Annotated in this window: 20 protein-coding genes; 9 read left to right on the top strand and 11 right to left on the bottom strand. The window is 66.8% G+C overall.

Translation table 11 applies throughout. The features are described from left to right. Nucleotides 1-48: 48 nt before the first annotated feature. The 4 genes from ASC45_RS01910 to leuS form a co-directional block, all read right to left on the bottom strand. Complete coding sequence (locus ASC45_RS01910; protein ID WP_055449325.1) at nt 49-696, bottom strand: hypothetical protein; 648 nt, start codon at nt 694-696, stop codon at nt 49-51. A 103-nt stretch (nt 697-799) separates the two neighbouring features. Further along, nucleotides 800-1,891, bottom strand: coding sequence for a DNA polymerase III subunit delta (gene holA / locus ASC45_RS01905; protein ID WP_055449324.1), 1,092 nt, complete (start codon nt 1,889-1,891; stop codon nt 800-802). Further along, nucleotides 1,891-2,379, bottom strand: a complete 489-nt coding sequence (locus ASC45_RS01900; RefSeq protein WP_055449323.1) for an LPS-assembly lipoprotein LptE — start codon at nt 2,377-2,379, stop codon at nt 1,891-1,893. Before ASC45_RS01900 ends, holA begins: the two co-directional genes overlap by 1 nt. Then, complete coding sequence (leuS, locus tag ASC45_RS01895; RefSeq protein WP_055449322.1) at nt 2,380-5,010, bottom strand: leucine--tRNA ligase; 2,631 nt, start codon at nt 5,008-5,010, stop codon at nt 2,380-2,382. A 151-nt stretch (nt 5,011-5,161) separates the two neighbouring features. Between leuS and ASC45_RS01890 the strand changes: the two genes are divergently transcribed. Both ASC45_RS01890 and ASC45_RS01885 read left to right on the top strand, forming a co-directional pair. After that, a complete protein-coding gene (locus ASC45_RS01890) occupies nt 5,162-6,484 on the top strand; it encodes an NAD(P)/FAD-dependent oxidoreductase (RefSeq protein ID WP_141655707.1) in 1,323 nt (440 codons plus the stop codon). Nucleotides 6,485-6,541: 57 nt separating this feature from the next. Next, nucleotides 6,542-6,838, top strand: coding sequence for a hypothetical protein (locus ASC45_RS01885; RefSeq protein WP_055449320.1), 297 nt, complete (start codon nt 6,542-6,544; stop codon nt 6,836-6,838). A 72-nt stretch (nt 6,839-6,910) separates the two neighbouring features. Here the strand turns inward: ASC45_RS01885 and ASC45_RS16125 are convergent, their stop codons facing one another. Genes ASC45_RS16125 through gatC form a run of 5 tightly spaced genes read right to left on the bottom strand, consistent with a single transcriptional unit; the run spans nt 6,911 to nt 11,861 of the window. Beyond that, the gene (locus ASC45_RS16125) at nt 6,911-7,927 is read right to left on the bottom strand and encodes a GGDEF domain-containing protein (protein ID WP_055449319.1); all 1,017 of its coding nucleotides are present in this window, start codon (nt 7,925-7,927) and stop codon (nt 6,911-6,913) included. 16 nt (nt 7,928-7,943) lie between these two features. Next, a complete protein-coding gene (gene gatB, locus ASC45_RS01875) occupies nt 7,944-9,392 on the bottom strand; it encodes an Asp-tRNA(Asn)/Glu-tRNA(Gln) amidotransferase subunit GatB (RefSeq protein WP_055449318.1) in 1,449 nt (482 codons plus the stop codon). An 11-nt stretch (nt 9,393-9,403) separates the two neighbouring features. Then, on the bottom strand, nt 9,404-10,042 hold the full coding sequence (locus tag ASC45_RS01870) for a LysE family transporter (protein ID WP_055449317.1): 639 nt from the start codon (nt 10,040-10,042) through the stop codon (nt 9,404-9,406). 8 nt (nt 10,043-10,050) lie between these two features. Continuing rightward, the gene (gene gatA / locus ASC45_RS01865) at nt 10,051-11,565 is read right to left on the bottom strand and encodes an Asp-tRNA(Asn)/Glu-tRNA(Gln) amidotransferase subunit GatA (protein WP_055449316.1); all 1,515 of its coding nucleotides are present in this window, start codon (nt 11,563-11,565) and stop codon (nt 10,051-10,053) included. Further along, nucleotides 11,562-11,861, bottom strand: a complete 300-nt coding sequence (gene gatC, locus ASC45_RS01860; RefSeq protein WP_055449315.1) for an Asp-tRNA(Asn)/Glu-tRNA(Gln) amidotransferase subunit GatC — start codon at nt 11,859-11,861, stop codon at nt 11,562-11,564. The genes gatA and gatC overlap by 4 nt, the downstream gene beginning before the upstream one ends. A 223-nt stretch (nt 11,862-12,084) precedes the next feature. On the opposite strand from gatC, the gene ASC45_RS01855 reads away from it, so the two are divergent. The 7 genes from ASC45_RS01855 (at nt 12,085) to ASC45_RS01825 (ending at nt 19,958) form a co-directional block, all read left to right on the top strand. After that, nucleotides 12,085-13,128, top strand: coding sequence for a rod shape-determining protein (locus ASC45_RS01855; protein WP_055449314.1), 1,044 nt, complete (start codon nt 12,085-12,087; stop codon nt 13,126-13,128). 90 nt (nt 13,129-13,218) lie between these two features. Further along, entirely contained in the window at nt 13,219-14,181 is a 963-nt protein-coding gene (gene mreC / locus ASC45_RS01850) for a rod shape-determining protein MreC (protein ID WP_055449313.1), read from the top strand. Nucleotides 14,182-14,219: 38 nt separating this feature from the next. Further along, nucleotides 14,220-14,756: a rod shape-determining protein MreD gene (gene mreD / locus ASC45_RS01845; RefSeq protein ID WP_055449312.1), complete on the top strand. Its 537-nt coding sequence runs from the start codon at nt 14,220-14,222 to the stop codon at nt 14,754-14,756. A gap of 60 nt (nt 14,757-14,816) precedes the next feature. Then, entirely contained in the window at nt 14,817-17,039 is a 2,223-nt protein-coding gene (mrdA, locus tag ASC45_RS01840; protein ID WP_055449311.1) for a penicillin-binding protein 2, read from the top strand. Continuing rightward, complete coding sequence (gene rodA, locus ASC45_RS01835) at nt 17,036-18,154, top strand: rod shape-determining protein RodA (protein ID WP_055449310.1); 1,119 nt, start codon at nt 17,036-17,038, stop codon at nt 18,152-18,154. Before mrdA ends, rodA begins: the two co-directional genes overlap by 4 nt. Nucleotides 18,155-18,316: 162 nt before the next feature. Then, nucleotides 18,317-19,309, top strand: coding sequence for a sulfurtransferase (locus ASC45_RS01830; protein WP_055449309.1), 993 nt, complete (start codon nt 18,317-18,319; stop codon nt 19,307-19,309). Nucleotides 19,310-19,442: 133 nt separating this feature from the next. Next, on the top strand, nt 19,443-19,958 hold the full coding sequence (locus tag ASC45_RS01825) for a DsrE family protein (protein WP_055449308.1): 516 nt from the start codon (nt 19,443-19,445) through the stop codon (nt 19,956-19,958). Here ASC45_RS01825 and ASC45_RS01820 read toward each other — a convergent pair. After that, nucleotides 19,948-20,292 carry a transcriptional regulator gene (locus ASC45_RS01820; RefSeq protein WP_055449307.1) on the bottom strand — a complete coding sequence of 115 codons (345 nt, stop codon included), beginning with the start codon at nt 20,290-20,292 and terminating at the stop codon, nt 19,948-19,950. The two genes, ASC45_RS01825 and ASC45_RS01820, sit on opposite strands and share 11 nt — an antisense overlap. A 14-nt stretch (nt 20,293-20,306) precedes the next feature. Further along, nucleotides 20,307-20,711, bottom strand: coding sequence for a hypothetical protein (locus tag ASC45_RS01815; RefSeq protein WP_055449306.1), 405 nt, complete (start codon nt 20,709-20,711; stop codon nt 20,307-20,309). Between the last annotated feature and the right edge of the window lie 30 nt (nt 20,712-20,741).

Here is a 20,741-nt window from a genome sequence, read left to right as displayed (position 1 = left end):
CATCCGCGCCCCAAGCCCGACAGGCTCCTTGGCCCGCTGCCTCGGCCTTCAGCCAATCACGCTCAACGACAGCGGCGGCAGTAGAACACCTTGTTCGTCAGCAGCGCCCAGAGGGCGGCGCAGGTGCTCGATTTTCGGTGGATTCGACGCGGCATCACCCTGGGTGAATTGATCGAGCCGCGCGTCCTTGGGCACCCAGCTGCCCAGTTTCACGCGCACGGGCTGCATGCTGCGATTGACCAGCAGCACCCGGCTGCCTTGCGGCCCGAGGAAGCTGGCACCGCTGACTTCTCCGGGCGCGCCGGGAAAGTCGAGCTTGACCAGATTGCTCGCCTGTCCCGCAGCCCGGCTCCACGCAGTCGCGAGTGGACTGGGCGCAGGGCAGAGCATGGCCATGGGCAAGACGGCCTGCTGCTCGGGCACCTGGGCCTGATTGAGCCTGACCAGCAGGGCCGCCGAGGCATCGAGCTGCGCGCGCCAGGCTGGCGCAACGGTCCTGATGCCGTGACAGTCGGCCTGCAAGGCGGGCAGCAGGCGCGCGGGCAGCACGCGCATCAAGTCGTCCGGCCCTGCGGTGAAGCTGGGTGCGGTCTGCGCGAATGCCGCAGACGACAGGACTGCGGCCGAGAGGCCGATGGCGCCGAGCAGCAGGGTCGACCGCCGGGCCTGGGCGTGGAGAAAAGAAAAGACGGGCATGGTGTTGAACGACTTGAATGGAGGCGCCCCGCGAAACCGGCGGCCCGTGTTATGAGCCGCCCGGCGCGCCAGAGTTCACCGCCGCGGGCTGATGAGGCTAGGTTCAGAACTCCGGGCGCAGCACCAGCCTTCGGCCCTGCCTCGCGGCTGGCGGAGAGGGCCAGAGGGCGTCGAGCATGGACAGGGCGAGCACCTGCAGCGCGTCCCAAGGCGCGCGCGGCAGGGAGTCGGGGCGCAGTCCCTTGACCGCCAGATCGCATTGCGCCGCGAGTTGCAGCAGGCGCTCCAGGTCGGGTGTGCGCAGGCGAGGCAGCGCGCGCTCGAGCAGCTTTTCCTTCACGCCCCAGATGCGGTTGGCGCGCAGCAGCGCGGGCAGCGCCTGCCCGGCGTCGAGCCCCTGGCGGATGCGCAGCCAGGCGCGGATGTCGTCGGCCAGCGTCCAGTGCACCAGCACCGGGGCCACGCCCTCGGCCTGCAGTCCTTCGAGCATGCGCCGCAGGCGGGTGACGTCGCCGCCCAGCACCGCTTCACCGAGCTTGAACACGCTGTAGCGCGCCACGTTCAACACGGCCTGCTCCACGGTGTCGGGGTCGAGCGGGCCGGGTGGGCAGAGCAGCGCGAGTTTTTCGATTTCCTGATGCGCGGCCAGCAGATTGCCTTCCACGCGCGCCACCAGAAAGTCGGTCAGCGCCCGCCCGGCCTCGCCCGGCGGCAGGGTGAAGCCGTGGCGCTGCAGGCGGGCGGCGATCCAGCGCGGCAGTTGCGCCAGCTCGATGCTGTCCACCCGCACCGCCACGCCATGCTGCGCCAACGCGGTGAACCAGGCGGATTTCTGCGTGGCGGTATCGAGCCTGGGCAGCACCACCACGGCCATGACGTCGGCCGACAGATGTTGGGGTAGCGCTGCAAGCGCCTCGCCGCCGTCGCGCCCGGGCTTGCCGCCGGGAATGCGCAGTTCGATGAGACGGCGTCCGCCGAACAGGCTGATCTCGCGGCTGCCCGCGAGCAGGTGGCTCCAGTCGAAACCACGTTCGACGGTGTGGCTCTCGCGCTCGTCGAAACCCTGCTGCCGGGCGCGGGCGCGAATGGCGTCCACCGCTTCGTTGACCAGCAGGGTCTCGTCGCCATGCACCGCGTAAAGCGGGCGCAGCGTGCCTGCGAGATGGGCGTCGAGCTGGTCTGCGGCAAGCTGCATCAGTTCACCTTCACTGCGGCCAGCTGGTACATCAGACGGTTGATCAATTCCTCGCGCATGCCGCGGTAGAGCAGATCGGATTCGTTGGCCTTGGCCAGCGTGGCGCTGGAGTTGTAGCTGAGATTGCTGGTCTGGCTCAGCTCGGTGGGGGCGATCAGCATCCGGCCCTGCGGCGTGGTGAGCTGAAAACGCACGGTGTAGCGCAGCAGGTATTGCGCCACCGTGCCGTCGGCGTTGTAGGCCTGCGGCGTCTGCGTCTGCGCTTCGCTGAGCAGGGTGAACACCACCTGCGCCGACTTGGCATCGGGCGCGATGCGCGTTGCCGTGGTCGCGGCGATCTGGCGCTTGAGGGCGATGACTAAAGCCGAGGTCTGGGCGCCAGCGACATACATCGTGCTGAACGACAGATTGGTCGAGCCGCGCAGATGAAAGCCGCAGGCGCTGAGGCCCAGCAGGGGAAGGAAAACAACGACGCTGCGGCGCTTCATTCAGACCACCACATTGACCAGTCGGCCGGGCACCACGATGACTTTTTTCGCGGCCTTGCCTTCGCTGAACTTGGCGAAGTCGGCGCTGGCCAGCGCGGCGGCCTCGATCGTGGCCTTGTCGGCGCTCGCGGGCACATGAATGGCCCCGCGCAGCTTGCCGTTGACCTGCAGCATCAGCTCGATGGTGTCCTGCACGAGGGCGGATTCGTCCACCTGCGGCCAGGGGGCGTCGAGCAGGTCGCCATGTTCGGTGGCAAAGCCCAGTTCGGCCCAGAGCGCATGGGCGATGTGCGGCGTGGCGGGATAGAGCACGCGCAGCAGGATGCCGAAGCCCTCGCGCAGCGCGACTGCCATGCCGACGGCGGCAGCGTCTGCGTCTTCGAGGGCGTTGAGCAGCTTCATCGCGCCCGACACCACGGTGTTGTATTGCATGCGGCCGTAGTCGAAATTCACCTGTTGCAGCGTCAGGTGCACCTCGCGGCGCAGCTTGCGTGAGGCGTCGCTCGCATCCGCAGGCGTCGCGGCAAGGCCGTGCAGCTTCAGCCCGAAGGCCCACACCCGCTTGAGGAAGCGGTGCGCGCCTTCCACCGCGGCGTCGTTCCACTCCAGCGTGGCCTCGGGCGGGGCGGCGAACATGGTGAACAGGCGGGCCGTGTCGGCGCCGAAGCGGTCGATCAGGTCTTGCGGATCGACGCCGTTGTTCTTGCTCTTGCTCATGGTGCCGACGCCGCCGTAGTCCACGGCCGAGCCGTCGGCCTTGAGCTTGGCACCGACGATCTTGCCCTGCGCATCGAACACATTCTCGACCTCGTGCGGCCAGAAATACTCGATGCCGCCCTGTGCGGTCTTGCGCGAGTAGATGTGGTTGAGCACCATGCCCTGGGTGAGCAGGCGGGTGAACGGCTCGTCGGCCTTGGCCAGCCCCAGGTCGCGCATCACCTTGGTCCAGAAGCGCGCGTACAGCAGGTGAAGAATGGCATGCTCGATGCCGCCGATGTACTGGTCCATCGGCATCCAGTAGTCGGTGCGGGTGTCGACCATGGCGTCGTGGTTGTCGGCGCAGGTGTAGCGCATGAAGTACCAGCTTGAGTCGACGAAGGTGTCCATGGTGTCGGTTTCGCGCTTGGCGGGTTTGCCGCACTGCGGACAGGCCACATCGACGAAGGCGGCGCACTTGTGCAGCGGGTTGCCGCTGCCGTCGGGGATGAGGTCTTCGGGCAGCACGACCGGCAGGTCTTTTTCCGGCACCGGCACGGTGCCGCAGTCGGGGCAGTGGATGATGGGAATCGGCGTGCCCCAATAGCGCTGGCGTGAAATGCCCCAGTCGCGCAGGCGCCAGGTGGTCTTTTTCTCGCCCAGACCGCGGGCTTCGAGCCGAGCGGCCACGGCGTCCACCGCGTCCTTGTGAGGCAGGCCATCGAGCTCACCCGAGTTCACGCACACGGCGCGCTGCTTGTCGCCGTACCAGTCGGCCCAGGCTGCGGTGGAGAAAGTCTCGCGTTCGACTGCGATGACCTGCCTGATCGGCAGGCCATATTTTTTGGCAAAGGCGAAGTCGCGTTCGTCGTGCGCGGGCACGCCCATCACTGCGCCGTCGCCGTAGCTCATCAGCACATAGTTGCCCACCCACACCGGCACCGCCTCGCCGGTGAGCGGGTGGGTGACGGACAGGCCCGTGGGCATGCCCTCTTTCTCCTTGGTCGCCAGCTCGGCCTCGGTGGTGCCGCCCGCCTTGCAGGAGGCGATGAACGCGGCAAGCTGAGGGTTGTCGCGCGCCGCATGTTCGGCCAGCGGGTGCTCGGGCGCCACGGCGCAGAAGGTCACGCCCATGATGGTGTCCGCCCGGGTGGTGAACACATACATCCGCCCGTCCTGGATCGGCGCGCCCTGCGCGTCGCGGATGTCGTGGGTGAAGGCGAAGCGCACACCGGCGCTCTTGCCGATCCAGTTCTCCTGCATCAGCCGCACCCGCTCGGGCCAGCCGGAGAGATAGTTTTTGTTCTCGGGATCGGCCACGGCAGCGAGCAACTCCTCAGCGTAGTCGGTGATCTTGAGGTAGTAGCCAGGGATCTCGCGCTTTTCCACCACGGCGCCGCTGCGCCAGCCGCGCCCGTCGATCACCTGCTCGTTCGCCAGCACGGTCTGATCGACCGGGTCCCAGTTCACCACCTGGGTGCGGCGCTCGGCGATGCCCTTTTCGAGCATCTTGAGAAACAGCCACTGGTTCCACTTGTAGTAGTCGGGTGAGCAGGTCGCCACCTCGCGGCTCCAGTCGATGGCCAGGCCCATGGCCTGCATCTGCCGCTTCATATAAGCGATGTTGTCGTAGGTCCACTTCGCCGGCGGCACCCTGTTTTTCATCGCCGCGTTTTCGGCGGGCAGACCGAAGGCGTCCCAGCCCATGGGCATGAGCACGTTCATGCCCTTCATCCGCAGATGGCGGGTGAGCATGTCGTTGATGGTGTAGTTGCGCACATGGCCCATGTGCAGCTTGCCCGAGGGGTAGGGCAGCATGGAGCAGGCGTAGAACTTCTCGCCCGGTTTGTCTTCGCGCACGCGGTAGGCGTCGGTGGCTTGCCAGTGGGCTTGCGCGGCGGCTTCCACCGCGCTGGCGTCATACTTCTCGTTCATCGTGAGGCTTGGAGGTTGAGGCCGCGCGGGCGCTAGGTCTTGCGGGCTGCGGCGTGAGGCTGCATGTTAGTGGTCGCGTCCGCACTTGCGCGCGGGCGCCGGGCGGTCTCCAATAAGGCCATTGCACTCACGATCCATCGCCATGCCCCCGATGTCCACCGATTCTGCTCTGCCACGCATCGTCATCGTCGGCGGTGGCGCCGGTGGATTGGAACTGGCCACCCGGCTGGGCGATACGCTGGGACGGCAGCGGCAGGCCGACATCACTCTGATCGAGAGGGGCCGCAGTCATCTCTGGAAGCCGCTGCTGCACCAGGCGGCCGCAGGCACGCTGGGCATCGACGACAACGAGCTGAACTACCTCGCCCAGTCCACCTGGCACCATTTCAAGTACCGGCTCGGCGCGATGGACGGTCTCGACCGCGAGCGCCGCGAAGTGCTCGTCGCCCCCACGCTCGACGAGGACGGGCGCGAGATCGTGCCCCGCCGCCGCATCGGCTACGACATGCTGGTGATCGCTGTGGGCAGTCAGAACAACGACTTCGGCACGCCCGGCGCGGCCGAACATGCCATTGCCCTCGACACGCCCGAAGACGCCCGGCGCTTTCACCGCCGCCTGGTGAATGCCTGCATCGCCGCCAACACCCAGAGCGGCCCGCTGCGGCCGGAGCAGCTCAAGGTCGTGGCCATCGGCGCCGGGGCGACCGGGGTGGAACTGGTGGCCGAGCTGCACAACTCCACCCGGGTGCTGGCCGCCTATGGCCTCGACCGCATCGACCCCGAACGCGACGTGCGCCTGAGCCTGGTCGAGGCCGCGCCCCGCATCCTGCCTGCGCTGCCCGAGCGGCTGTCGGCCGCGGCAGCGGGTGAACTCGCCAAGCTCGGCGTGCAGATGCATACCGGCAAGCGCGTGACCGAAGTCACCGCAACGGGCGTACGCACGGCCGATGGCGACTTCCTTCCCGCTGAACTGGTGGTCTGGGCAGCTGGTGTGAAGGCGCCGGATTTCCTGCGCGATATCGACGGTCTGGAGACCAACCGCATCAACCAGCTCGTCGTGCGCCCCACGCTGCAGACCAGCCGCGACGACTCGATCTACGCGCTGGGCGACTGCGCCGCATGCGTCTGGGAGGGACATGACGGCAATGTGCCGCCGCGCGCCCAGGCCGCGCACCAGCAGGCCAGTCTCATCGCCCGCCAGATTGCGCGGCAATTGCAGGGCAAGCCGTTGCTGACCTTTCACTACCGCGACTTCGGCTCGTTGGTGTCGCTGGGCGAGCACAGCACTGTCGGCAGTCTCATGGGTGGTCTATCGAAGGGCAGCATGTTCATCGAAGGACATTTCGCCCGCTTCATCTACTGGCTTCTCTACCGCATGCATCTGCACGCCCTGCACGGTTTCTGGAAGACCGCCTTCCTGACCCTGGCGCGCATGATCTCGCGCACCACCGAGCCGCGCATCAAGCTGCATTGAGCGCGCACCTCGGCTGCGGTGGTGGACAATGCGCGTCCAGACCACCGGGGGCGCCCCATGAGCATGAAAAAGACCGATCTTGAAAAACACCTTGCCAAGAAACTCGACGGCAAGCTGAAGTCCGGCAGCATCCCGCAGCGCTTCGGCCAGGGCGCCAAAGCCATGGCCGCGAAGGCCGAGGCCAAACCCAAAGACGCCGTACCCAAGCTGGTGCAACTCACCTGCAAGTTGCCCGCCGATCTGGCGCAACGCCTGCGCGACCGCGCCGTAACCGTCGAGGGCGGCGTGAATGCCATCCTGACCCAGGCGGCGGCGCAGTGGCTCGACTCGACTGCGCAGATGCAATCGAGTTGAGTGCACGGCACGATGTCAAACTCAGGAAGGAGTTCGGCGCGATCTGCAACCGCAAGCGCCTCGTGGCTCGAGTCAACCTGCCGCGGATCGGTTTCGCCGCGACGTCTTCACAAAGTACATATGCGCGTCGGCGCGCTTGAGCAAGGTGAGCGCGGTATCGTCCGGCTTCGAGCATGACACGCCTACGCTGGCCCCTGGGTAGTCGATGCTGACCTCGCCCAGCGCGTAGGTGCCGCGGGTGAGCTGCTCCAGCCTTTGCTGCCAGGCCTGCCGTGCGCCGTCTTGGTGTTCGCCGCCGCACATGCCGTACACGACGAACTCGTCGCCGCCATACCGTGCGACGCCGTCTCCCTTGCGCAAACCCTGCTGAAGCCGCTGCGCGACCAGTCGCAGAAATTCGTCGCCGGCGGCATGACCGTGGCGGTCATTCACGTCTTTGAAACCGTCCAAGTCGATGAAGGCCAGTTGCACCACGGCACCCAGGCGCCTGGCGTTGTCGAGAACGCGGGTCAGGTCGTCCATCAAGGCGCGGCGGTTGCTGATGAGGGTGAGCGGGTCGAGCAGAGCTGCGTTTTGCAGCAGGGCGTTTTCGCGTTGCAGTTGGATCAGCAGCCGCTCGTGTTCCCACTCGCGCGTGAGCAGCAGAGCCGCCATGCGCATCAGTCGCTGCGTGGCCTCGGGGAGGTCGATCACGCGCCGGTCCGCCGCGCATAGAGTGCCCACGGGGCTGCGGTCACCCCGGTAGATGGGTTGGGAAAAATAGGTCTTGATGCCGATCGACCGCGCCAGCGTGGCATCGGGCCAATGGGTGTCGACCTCGACCGGGCGATTCAAGCCCTCCTCCAGCGCGCGTTTGCACAGTGTCTGATCCCACGGTACCTCGATGTCTTCGGGGATGAGTGTGTCGCGTCCGTTGTGCGAGAACAGCACGCGCTGCACCCCGCTTTCCTGGTCGATCAGCGTCACATACACACTTTCGGCCCCGCTTTGCTGTTGCAGCATCGAGAGAAGTGGGCGGGCAAGCGATTCCAGATCGTGCGCGCCATTGATGGCTGCCATCAGCTGGTCGAGCAACTCGCGCGAACGCATGGCAGGCCCGCCTCAATCAGCCGAGTGCCCGTCGCAGCATGTCGCCCACCTGCTGCGGATTGGCGCGGCCGCCCGTGGCCTTCATCACCTGGCCGACCAGGGCGTTGAGCGCCTTGTCCTTGCCGGCGCGGTATTCCTCGACGTTCTTCGGGTTGGCGGCCAGCACGGCGTCCACCGCGGCCTGGAGGGCTGCGCTGTCATTGACCTGGGCCAGGCCGCGCGCGTCGATGATGGCCTCGACATCGCCGCCTTGTTCACCGGCCCACAGCGCGCCGAAGACTTCCTTGGCGGTCTTGCTCGACAGGGTGCCGTCGTCGATCTTGCGGGTGAGCGCGGCGAGTTGCGCGGCGCTCACGGGGCTGGCGCCGATGTCGCACTGGTCGCGGTTGAGCTGGGCGGCGAGTTCGCCCATGATCCAGTTGGCGGCGAGTTTGGGCGCGGCGCACGCGGCCACGCAGGCCTCGAAGTAAGCGGCGTGGGCGCGGGTCTGGGTCATCTGCGCGGCGGCATCCAGGCTCAGACCGTGCGCCGCGACGAAGCGCGCAGCCATCTGGCCGGGAAGCTCGGGCATGGTGGCGCGCACCCGCTCGATCCACTCGGGCGAGATGACCAGCGGCGGCAGGTCGGGGTCGGGGAAGTAGCGGTAGTCGTGCGCGTCTTCCTTGGTGCGCATGGTGCGGGTTTCGCCCTTGTCAGGGTCGAACAGCCGGGTTTCCTGCACCACCTTGCCGCCGTCTTCGATGAGCTCGATCTGGCGGCGCACTTCAAATTCGATGGCCTTTTCGAGAAAGCGAAAGCTGTTGAGGTTCTTGATCTCGCAGCGCGTGCCCAGCGGCTCGCCTGGGCGGCGCACCGAGACGTTGGCGTCGCAGCGGAACGAGCCTTCCTGCAGGTTGCCATCGCAGATGTCCAGCCACACCACCAGCGCGTGCAGCGCGCGGGCGTATTCGGCGGCTTCGCGGGCGCTGCGCATGTCGGGCTCGGTGACGACTTCGAGCAGCGGCGTGCCCGCGCGGTTGAGGTCGATGCCGCTGGCGGCGTTGCCTGCGCGGTCGAACAGACCGGCTTCGTGCAGCGACTTGCCCGCGTCTTCTTCGAGGTGGGCGCGGGTGAGCCGCAGGCGGTGCGGCTTGCCGTCCACCAGAAACTCGACCACCCCGCCCTGCACCACGGGAATTTCATACTGGCTGATCTGGTAGCCCTTGGGCAGATCAGGGTAGAAATAGTTCTTGCGGGCGAAGACCGAGCGCGGCGCGATGGTGGCGCCCAAGGCCAGACCCAGACGAATGGCGCGCTCAACCGCGGCGCGGTTGGCCACCGGCAGCACGCCGGGCAGCGCCAGATCGACGGCGCAGGCCTGGGTGTTGGGCGCGGCGCCGAACGCGGTGGACGCGCTAGAAAACATCTTGGACTGGGTGGAGAGCTGAACGTGGGTTTCCAGCCCGATGACCACTTCCCATGACATGGTGTGATTCCTTACGTTGAACGGCGAAACGCCGAGAGCAGTAGCGCGGCGCCGATGAAGAGGGTGCCGAAACTGCGCTGCAGCCAGAGCTGGTGCTGCGGCGAGCGCAGCGTCACGAGCAGGCGCGCGGCCAGCAGGGTGTAGGCGTTCATCACCACGATATCGGTGATGAACAGCGACAGCCCGCACAGCAGGTATTGATGCAACTGCGGCTCGGCCGGGTTGATGAACTGCGGCAGCACGGCGAGCATGAACACCAGCCCCTTGGGGTTGCTGGCGTTGATGAGAAAGCCGCGCAGCACGAGTTGGGTGCGGGTGGGCGGTTCCGTGTTCTTGGCATGACCATCGGCCTCAGCCATTCCGTGCGCCGGGGCGCGCCATTGCTGGATGCCCAGCCACAGCAGATACGCCACGCCGAACCACTTGATGATGCTGAACGCGGTTTCGCTCGCAGCCAGAACCGCGCCCAGCCCGGCAGCGACCACCACCAGAATGGCGGCGATGCCCAGCTGCAGGCCGAGGATGTTCCAAACCCCCAGACGCCAGCCGAAGCGCAGGCCCGCGGTCATGCACGAAATCGCACCCGCGCCCGGCGAGAGGCTGATGAGCCAGCTCGCCGCGAAGAAGGTCAGCCAGGTGTGCAGATCCATGGCCGTGCTCAGACCGGGCTGCGCTGGTGCCAGTCGGTGACCTGCTGGTACTGATGCGCCACCTGCAGCAGGCGCTCTTCGGCGAAATGCGGGCCGATGAGTTGCAGGCCGACGGGGCGGCGCGCGTTGATGCCCGCGCCGAAGCCCGCGGGCACGCTCATGCCGGGGAGGCCGGCCAGACTTGCAGAGAGGGTGTAGATGTCGGCCAGGTAATTGGCCAGCGGGTCGGCCTTGTCGCCCAGGTTCCACGCCACGGTCGGCGACACCGGCCCCGCGATCACGTCGCACTGGGTGAAGGCGCGGGCGAAGTCGTCGGCGATGAGGCGGCGGATTTTTTGCGCCTGCAGGTAGTAGGCGTCGTAATAGCCGTGCGACAGCACATAGGCGCCGATCATGATGCGGCGCTTGACCTCGGGGCCGAAGCCCTCGGCGCGGCTCCTGCCGTACATCTCGGCCAGGTCTTTGTACTGCGCCGCGCGATGGCCGAAGCGCACGCCGTCGAAGCGGCTCAGGTTGGAACTGGCCTCGGCCGGGGCGATGATGTAGTAGGCCGGAATGGAAAGCTGGGTCAGCGGCAGCGAGACATCCACCAGCTTGGCGCCCAGGCGTTCGAGTTCCCGCAAAGCGGCGCGCACGGTGGCTTCGACCTCGGCGGCCAGACCTTCGCCGAAATACTCGCTCGGCAGGCCGATGCGCAGCCCCGCGAGCGGCTTCGCGGCGGTGGCGCCGGGCAGGGGTTCACCCAGTGCGGCGACATAGTCGGGCACGGGGCGCTGCACGCTGGTGGCGTCGCGCGGATCGAAGCCGGTCATCGCCGTGAGCAGGGCGGCGCAGTCCCATGCAGTCTGCGCCATCGGCCCGGCCTGGTCGAGGCTGGAAGCGAAGGCGATCATCCCAAAGCGTGAGCACAGGCCGTAGGTCGGCTTGATGCCCGTGATGCCGCACATGGCCGCAGGCTGGCGGATCGAGCCACCGGTGTCGGTGCCGGTGGCAGCGGCCACCAGCCGCGCGGCCACCGCCGCGGCCGAGCCGCCCGACGAGCCGCCGGGGATGGCCGCAGAGTCCCAGGGGTTGCGCACCGGCTTGTAGGCCGAGTTCTCGTTGGACGAGCCCATGGCGAATTCGTCCATATTGGTCTTGCCCAGGGTGACCATGTCGGCCCCCGCAAAGTCGTCGGCCCCTGCGCCCAGCCGCGCCACCACGGTGGCATCGAACGGGCTGACATAACCGGCGAGCATGCGCGACCCGGCGGTGGAAGGCATGTTGCGGGTGACGAACACGTCTTTGTGCGCCACGGGCACGCCCAGCAGCGGCCGGGTGTCGCCCGCGGCGCGGGCGGCGTCGGCGGCTTGTGCAGCCTGCAGCGCGCCCTCGGCATCGACGTGCAGGAAGGCGCCCAGATCGGCATGGGCTTCGATGCGGGCCAAGGCCGCGCGGGTGAGTTCGACGCTGGAGACCTGGCGGGCGGCCAGTGCTGCCGACTGGGTGCGCAGGTCGGCGCAGGAGAGATCTGCGGCGCTCATTCGACCACCCTCGGCACGAGAAACAGGCCGTCCTGCGCGTCGGGCGCATTGCGCAGCGCCAGTTCGCGGATGTCGCCCTCGGTCACGACGTCGTCGCGCAAGCGCAGGGGCATGTCCTGCACGGCTGACAGCGGGTGGGCCAGCGGGGTGACGCCTGCGGTGTCGACGGCGCGCATCTGCTCGACCACGGCGAAAAACGCATTCAGGTCGGTCAGCATGTGTTCGCGTTCGCTGGCGGACAGGTCCAGCCGGGCGAGTTGCGCCAGGCGGTCGATATCGGGAAGGGTGAGGGACATGGTGGGGCTGCGGTCACGGAGGGCGCATGACAGGCCACCCGGCAAGCGGGCAAAACAGGGGAGTTCCCCCGCGAAAGCATGCGGAAAACGGCATTTTATGCGCATGCATGGGTTATGATGCCCCGATTTGGCGCGCGGGATTTGACAGAAAAATCAAGCCCGTTTGTTGCTTAATTCACACACCACCAGAAAGCCTGGCGCGCACTAGGCGTCCATAAATTCCATGTTCCGAACCTTTCGTCAGTATTTTTCGACGGACCTGGCCATCGACCTCGGCACTGCCAACACCCTGATCTATGTGCGGGGCAAGGGCATCGTGCTCGATGAGCCGTCCGTCGTGGCCATCCGCCATGAGGGTGGCCCCAGCGGCAAGAAGACCATTCAGGCCGTCGGCAAGGAAGCCAAGCAGATGCTCGGCAAGGTGCCGGGCAATATCGAGGCCATCCGCCCGATGAAGGACGGCGTGATCGCCGACTTCACCGTGACCGAGCAGATGCTCAAGCAGTTCATCAAGATGGCGCATGACACCCGGATGTTTCGGCCGAGTCCGCGCATCATCATCTGCGTGCCCTGCGGCTCCACCCAGGTCGAGCGCCGCGCCATTCGCGAGTCGGCCCTGGGCGCGGGCGCCAGCGAGGTCTATCTCATCGAGGAGCCCATGGCCGCAGCCATCGGCGCCGGCCTGCCTGTCAGCGAAGCCACCGGGTCGATGATCGTGGACATCGGCGGCGGCACCACCGAAGTCGGCGTCATCTCGCTGGGCGGCACGGTCTACAAGGGCAGCGTGCGCGTGGGTGGCGACAAGTTCGACGAGGCCATCATCAACTACATCCGCCGCAATTACGGCATGCTGATCGGCGAACCCACCGCCGAGCAGATCAAGAAGCAGATCGGCTCGGCCTTCCCCGGGTCGGAAGTCAAGGAAATGGAAGTCAAGGGCCGCAACCTCAGCGAAGGCGTGCCGCGCAGCTTCACCATTTCGAGCAACGAAATTCTCGAAGCCCTGACCGATCCGCTCAACCAGATCGTCTCGGCCGTCAAGAACGCGCTGGAGCAGACCCCGCCCGAACTCGGCGCCGACATCGCCGAGCGCGGCATGATGCTCACCGGCGGCGGCGCGCTGCTGCGCGACCTCGACCGCCTGCTGGCCGAGGAAACCGGCCTGCCGGTGCTGGTGGCCGAAGACCCGCTGACCTGCGTGGCCCGCGGCAGCGGCATGGCGCTGGAGCGCATGGATCGCCTGGGCACCATTTTCACGTCGGAGTAATCGACGGCTTTTCCGGGGCACGCCTTGCGGCGCGGCCCCGTTTTGGGCTCTGTTGCAAGCCGATCTGGCGCTGCGTTTTCTCTCAACCCCATGGCCTACGGCACTCTCGAGCGCTCTCCTCCGCCGTTTTTCCGGCAGGGACCTTCTGCGCTCACGCGGTTGCTGCTGTTTGCCGCGCTGGCCGTGCTGCTGATGGCGCTGGACGTGCGGTTCAAGGTCACGCCCATGCTGCGGCAAGGGCTGTCGGTGGTCATCTATCCCCTGCAGCGCATCGCCCAGACCCCGGTGAACGGGGTGCGGCAACTGAGCGACTATCTCGAAGCACCGGCCAAGGCGCAGGCAGAGATCGGCCGCCTGCAGCGCGCCAACGTGGCCCTGTCGCTGCAGGCCCAGCTCGAAGCGCAGTTGCGTCTGGAAAACAACCGCTTGCGCGCCCTGCTTCGATTGCAGCAAAGCCAGCCCCCGCAGTCGGTGGCGGCGCAGATCAGCGCGCAGGCCAGCGATCCGTTCAGTCGTGCGGTGCAGATCAACCGGGGCAGCCTGCAAGGCGTGGAACTGGGCTCGCCCGTGATCGACGAGACCGGCCTGCTCGGCCAGGTGACGCGCGACTATCCGTGGAGCGCCGAAGTCACCCTCATCACCGACCGTGACGCCGTGGTGCCGGTGCAGAACCAGCGCACCGGCGAGCGCGGCGTGCTCTACGGCGAGCCGGGCATGGGCCAGGGCGGCATGGAGTTGCGCTGGATGCCCGCCGCCGCGGACGTGCGGGTGGGCGATCTGCTGGTGACCAGCGGCGTCGACGGCATCTATCCGGCGGGCCTGCGGGTGGCGCGGGTCACGTCGGTGACGCGCCAGCGCGACACTGCCTTCGCCCGGGTGATGTGCGCCCCCATTGCCGATGTGGAAGGCGGGCGGCATGTGCTTGTGCTCAAGCCGCTCACCCCGCTGGTGGCCGCACCCGCGACCGACAAAGGCAAGTCGCAGGCGAAGCCCGCCGCCGCAGCCTCGGCCATGCCTGCGGCGTCGGCCTCGCGTGAGGTGGGGGGCAAGTGACCCTGCTCCCGCGTCGTCGCCGGTCCGATCAGGCCGCCATGCCCGCAGCGCGGGCGCCCGCCGGCGGTGCGCGCGAAGTGCTGCTGCTGCCGGTCAAGCCCTGGTTCATCGCCCTGAGCTTGCTGGCGGCGCTTCTGATCGACTTTCTCCCCCTCGGGCGTGTGGCGTGGATGCCCGATCTGGTGGCGCTCACCCTGGTGTTCTGGAATGTGCATCAGCCGCGCCGCGTGGGCATGGCGGTGGCTTTCGTGCTGGGGCTGGCGGTGGATGTGCAGCAGGGTTCGGTGCTGGGGCAGCATGCGCTGGCCTACACCGTGCTAAGTTATTTCGCCATCAGTCTGCATCGGCGCCTGCTGTGGTTTCCGCCGCTGCAGCAAGCCCTGCATCTGCTGCCGCTGCTCATCGCCACGCAGGTGCTGCTGCTCGCGGTGGGCATGTGGGCGGGCGGCAGTTTTCCCGGCTGGACGTTTCTGTTGACGCCGTTCCTGCAGGCCGCGCTGTGGGTGCCGCTGTCGTGGGTGTTGCTAGCACCGCAACGCCGCGCGCCGGATTCCGACCGCAATCGTCCGTTGTGACATGCCGTGCTGAACCTCGCCCGCCGAGGTCGCTCCAACCCTGTTTGAACCGCCCTTGCAATGACTGAACTGCGCAACATCGAACGCGAGCTTTTTCGCTTTCGCCGTCGCCTGATCCTGGCGGCGGGCGTGGTGGTGCTGAGCTTTGCGTTGCTCGTCGGGCGCTGGCTCTGGCTGCAGGTGTTGCGGCACCGGCAGTTTTCCACCCAGGCGCAGGACAACCGCATCGCGCTGGTGCCGATTCCGCCGCAGCGCGGGCTGATTCTCGACCGCAACGGCATCATCCTGGCCAACAACTATGCGGCCTACACGCTGGAGATCACGCCGTCGAAGGTCAAGGGCACGCTGCAGGGCACCATCGACGCGCTCAAGGCCATCGTGCCCATCACGCCTTTCGACGAGCGGCGCTTCAACAATCTGCTGGGGCAGTCGCGGCGATTTCAGTCGCTGCCCATTCTCAACAAGCTCACCGACGATCAGGTGGCGCGCTTCGTGGCGCAGCGTTTTCGCTTTCCGGGGGTGAATGTGCGGGCGCGGCTGTTCCGCAACTATCCGCTGGGCGCGCTGGGCTGTCATCTGCTGGGCTATATCGGCCGCATCAACCAGGCCGAGCAGCAGCGCATCGACGACAGCGACGACGCCAGCAACTACCTCGGCACCGACCACATCGGCAAGCTCGGCGTGGAGCAGGCTTACGAAAAAGAACTGCACGGCGTCACCGGCTATGAGGAAGTCGAGGTCAACGCCATGGGGCGCCCGGTGCGCAAGATCAAGACCGTGGCCGCCACGCCCGGCCAGAACCTGGTGCTGGGGGTGGACATTCGCTTGCAGAAGCTCATCGAAGACCTGTATGGCAAACGACGCGGCGCATGCGTGGCCATCGACCCGCGCAACGGCGAGGTGCTGGCCTTCGTCTCCATGCCGACCTTCGATCCCAATCTGTTCGTCGACGGCATCGACCAGGCCAACTGGGATGCGCTCAACACCTCGCCCGACCGTCCGCTGCTCAACCGCGTGCTGCGCGGCACCTTCCCGCCCGGCTCGACTTACAAGCCCTATCTGGCGATGGGCGCGCTGACCGAGGGCATACGCACGGCGCAGTGGAGTTTCCACGATCCCGGGTATTTCATGTTTGCGGGGCACCGATTCCGCGACGACGTGCCCGGCGGGCATGGCATCGTCGACATGCGCAAGGCCATTCAGGTGTCGTGCGACGTGTATTTCTACATGGTGGCGCACGATTGGGGCGTGGACGGCATGGCGGGCTACACCAGCAAGTTCAGTTTCGGCCAGGCCACCGGCATCGACCTGCTGGGCGAGGCCAAGGGCGTGCTGCCGAGCAGGGCGTGGAAGCGCAAGGCGTTTCGCAGCCCGGCGCAGCAGCGCTGGTACCCGGGCGACACCATCAGCCTGGGGATAGGCCAGGGCTACAACACCTTCACCCCTTTGCAGATGGCCACGGCCTTGTCCACCATGGCCAACCGCGGCACGCGCTACGCGCCCCGCGTGGTGCGCGCGGTGGAGGATATGGCCACGAGGCGGTTCACCCCGGTGCAGGCGCCGGTGGCCGAGCGCATCGACATGAATCCGTCGTACTGGCAGGTCGTGCATGACGGCATGATCGGGGTGAACCAGACCGGCGGCACGGCGGCGGAGGCCTTCAAGGGGGCGCAGTACACCAGCGCCGGCAAGACCGGCACCGCCCAGGTGTTCACCGTAGCGCAAAACCAGACCTATGACGCCAAGGACGTGGCGCATCACCTGCGCGACCACGCCCTGTATGTGGTCTATGCCCCCGCCGAGAATCCGGTGATCGCCCTGGCCATGATCGTGGAAAACGCGGGTTTCGGCGGCATGGCCGCTGCGCCGATCGCGCGCAAGGCGCTCGACTATCACCTGCTCGGCCTCTATCCCACTGACGACGAGATCGAGAAGATCAGCGGGGCCAAGCCGCAGCCGGTGTCGTTTGTCTATGCCGGCGAGCGCGAGGGCGTGCCCCATGTGCCCGGCGCCAAACCGCCGCCCGCGCCAGCGGCGTCCGCTCCGGCGGGTGCGGCGTCCACAGCGGCGGGCGCGGCGTCCACAGCGGCAACCAAGGCCGCTTCTGCGCCCCAGGTTCCTGCCGCCTCGCCCCCAGGTAAGGCAAGCTCCACCGCGTTCGACGCGGATGCGGTAGGCCATTACCAGCGCACCGCCTGTTCCGGAGGGCTGCGTGCGCCGCTGTTCACCCGCTTCGGCGCGCGTCCCGACATCACAGATGAATCGGAGGGAGTGAGACTATGAGCGCCAGCTTTGGACGTCCGCCGCTGTGGCATCGCGTGCGCCCGTATCTCACCGGCTTCGACGCGCCGCTGGCCGCGGGCCTGCTGTGGCTGGTGGCCATCGGCTGCATCGTGCTGTTTTCCGCACTGCAGGATGCCCACGTGCCGTTCGACGACCATCTGCGCAACCTCGCCATCGGCTTTGTCGTGCTGTTCGTCACCGCGCAGGTGCCACCGCAGCGCCTCATGCAGATCGCCGTGCCTGTCTACACCGTGGGGGTGGCGCTGCTGCTGGCCACGGCGATGTTCGGCCTGGTGCGCAAGGGCGCGCGTCGCTGGCTCGATCTGGGCGTGACCGTGGTCCAGCCCTCGGAGATCATGAAGATCGCCGTGCCGCTGATGCTGGCGTGGTACTTCCAGCGGCGCGAGGGGCAGATCCGGGTGAAGGACTTTTTCATCGCGGCCGTGCTGCTGGCCATTCCGGTGGGGCTCATCATGAAGCAGCCCGACCTCGGCACCGCGCTGCTGGTGCTGTTCACCGGGGCGTTCGTCATCTTCTTCGCCGGGCTGTCATGGCGGGTCATCGGCGTGCTGGTGGCACTGGCCGCGGCGAGTGCGCCGGTGCTGTGGCACTTCATGCACGACTATCAGCGCCAGCGCTTGATGATGCTGCTCGACCCGCAGAGCGACCCTCTGGGCAAGGGCTTCAACATCATCCAGAGCATGATCGCCATCGGCTCCGGCGGGGTGTTCGGCCAGGGCTATCTGCACGGCACCCAGGCGCACCTGAACTTCGTGCCCGAATCGCACACCGACTTCGTGTTTTCGGTGCTGGCCGAGGAATGGGGGTTGGCCGGCAATCTGGTGCTGCTGGCCGCCTACACCTTCTTTATCCTGCGCGGGTTGATGATCGCGGCCAACGCGCCCACGCTGTTTTCGCGCCTGCTGGCGGCGTCGGTGACGCTGATCTTTTTCATCTATGCCTTCGTCAACATGGGCATGGTGTCGGGCATTCTGCCGGTGGTCGGCGTGCCGCTGCCCTTCGTCAGCTACGGCGGCACGGCGCTCATCACGCTGATGCTGGGCGCGGGCATGCTGTTCTCCATCGCCAAGTCCAAGCGGCTGGTGCAGAGCTGAGGATCTCTTTCATCACCGTTTTCGATAAGGCTGAAACAAAAATTTCCCTTTCGTTGCATATGCTCTGCTGTGACAATCGGCTCCCCAACATAACCCCAGATGGTTCGTGCAGGCGCAATGCGCCGCCTCACGAACGATCTGGGGTAACAACAGGAGGAGCAAATGCAATACGGGACGAAAACGCCCAGGCGCTGGGCTTGGGCTTTGGTGGTGGCGCTGGCAGGCTGGGCCTGCGTGGCGCAGGCCGCGGTGTTGCCGGGTCCGCTGGTGAACCCGCCCTGGCTGAACGACCATGCCAAGGAAGTCCAGATCGTCGACATCCGCGACAGTCTGGGTTCGTTGACCAACGATCCGAAGTTCAGCACCGTCAAGGGTCAGAAGGTGCTCGACGAAGTGGGCGGGCATATTCCTGACGCGCTGTCGGTCAACTTCTGGGGGCTGCGGCAGAAGCATGTGGTCGACGGCAAGACCGTCGACTTCATGCTGCCCACGGCCAAGGAGTTCCAGGAGAGCATGCAGGCGGTGCAGCTCGAGCCGAACAAGCCCATCGTCATCGTTCCCACGGGCGACGACGCCACATCGCTGCAGGAAGCCGCGTTCTTCGCCTGGGAGTTGCAGGTGTTCGGCGTGCCGGCCGAGCAGATCGCCATTCTGAACGGCGGCATGCACGCCTGGATTTCCGCGGGTTATGCGGTCGATACCGATGCGATCGCGCCGATGACCTCAAGCAAGTGGCAAGCCAAGGCGCCGGATGTAGCGCTGCTGGCGACCACAGAGCAGGTGCAGGCCGCGCAGCGCACGCACGGTCTGCTGCTCGATGCCCGACCGCTGGCGCAGTTTGCCGGTCTTGAGCGCACGCCCGTGGTGCCCAAGGCGGGCCGTCTGGCCGGGGCCAGCCCGCTGCCGGCGGAGCTGCTCTACCGCAATGCGGATGACGGCTCGTGGCGCTTTCTCTCGGCGCAGGTGTATCGCAAGGTTCTGGCTGGCGCGGGCATGCACCGCGTCTCGCCGGGCATCGTGTACTGCAATACCGGCCAATACGCCGCGGGGGCCTGGTTCGTCGTTCATCGCATCATGGGTGTCAAGGGCCTGCGCGAATATCCCGGCGGCATGAACGAATGGGAGCAGCGCGGTCTGCCCGTAGAGGCATTCTGAGCACTCCCACGGCAGGGTGACCCCGGCCCGCCGACCCGAAGCGGGGCGGGTCCGGGCGATACATCTTGCAGCACACTTGTGCCTGAGGATGCACTAAACACCTTATAGTCCAATCAAAACCGAGGAGACAACCATGGTCAGCAAATCCCTGCATCCCTTCATCACTCGCCTGCGCGGCATGGCCCTTGCGCTGGCGCTTGGCCTGCTGGGCACCGGCCTGGCGCAGGCGGCCAATCCGTCGATGCTGAACGACTTCAAGTTCGACGCCCCGACCTACATTCACAAGCTGCCGTTCGCCGAGGCGCATGTCGTCATGCAGGTGGATGGCGCCAATCCGGCCACCTGGAATCTGGCGCTGAACAATGCGCAGAACCTGCTGGACTACTTCGGCCAGGAGAAGGTTCGGATCGTCATCGTCGCTTTCGGCCCAGGGCTGAAAATGCTGCTCAAGGGCAGCCCGGTGGCTGGCCGCATCGCCGCGCAGAATGCCGAAGGCGTGGAGTTCGACGCCTGCCACAACACCATGGAAGCCATGGCGAAAAAGCTCGGCCACCTGCCCGTGTTGGTGCCCTCCGCGGTGGTGGTACCCGCCGGGGTGGTGCGCATCATGCAGCTGGAGAAGGCTGGCTTCGCCTACATCAAGCCTTGACCGCTCGCACCGCGTCCGGCGGTTCGGGCGCAGCGTTGTCGGGCTGGGCGAAGGCGATCAGGCCCTGCAGCGCGGCGACATAGCCGCGCAGCGCCTCGCGACCGTTCGCCGTCAGGGCATAGACGGTCTGCTGACGCGGGCCGTCGCCGCTCTTGCGCGCAGACACATAGTCTGCAGCGAGCAGCTTCTTCAGATGCGCGTCCAGATTGCCGTCCGACACTCCGAGCAAGCGCTTGAGGTCGGAAAACGTGGCTTCCCCGGCGCCCGCCAGATAGGCGGCGATCTGGGTGCGCAGCGGCTGATGCAGCAGAGGGTCGAGGGTGTCGCTGGTCATGGTGGCGGGCCGCCTCAGCGCAGGTTCATCTGCAGGTCGAGCACCGCGGCGTCCTTGCCGTTCTTGCTGGGGATGTGCAAATGCAACTGGGTGTCGAGCATCTGGTTCCACGGTACCCAGGTCTTCTGGTCGAAGCTGGCGTACTGGCGGTAGCCGTAAATCCCGCGCTTGAGGGTTACGTGAAGGGTGGATTCGCCACCCTTCGCGAAGGCGCTGCCGCCTACCTCGGTGCGTATGGGCAGCGGCGTACCCGCCGGGAAGTACAGCACATAAGCATCTCCCGGTGGCAGCGGCTGGCCGAGGGTGACGACGGGCAGTTGGGCCGTCTGCTCCGCCGTGGGCGCGGGGCCGGTGGGCAGACTGCTGCAGGCGGCAAGGGTGCTGCTCGCGAGCAGCAGGGGCAGGATGAGGCGTTGCATGGAAGTTCCTTGAGGGGTGGGTGAGACGGG

The organism is Thiomonas bhubaneswarensis, assembly GCF_001418255.1.
GTDB lineage: Bacteria > Pseudomonadota > Gammaproteobacteria > Burkholderiales > Burkholderiaceae_C > Thiomonas > Thiomonas bhubaneswarensis.
Note: the sequence above shows the minus strand (reverse complement) of the source record. Positions and strands in the feature narration are given on the sequence as shown.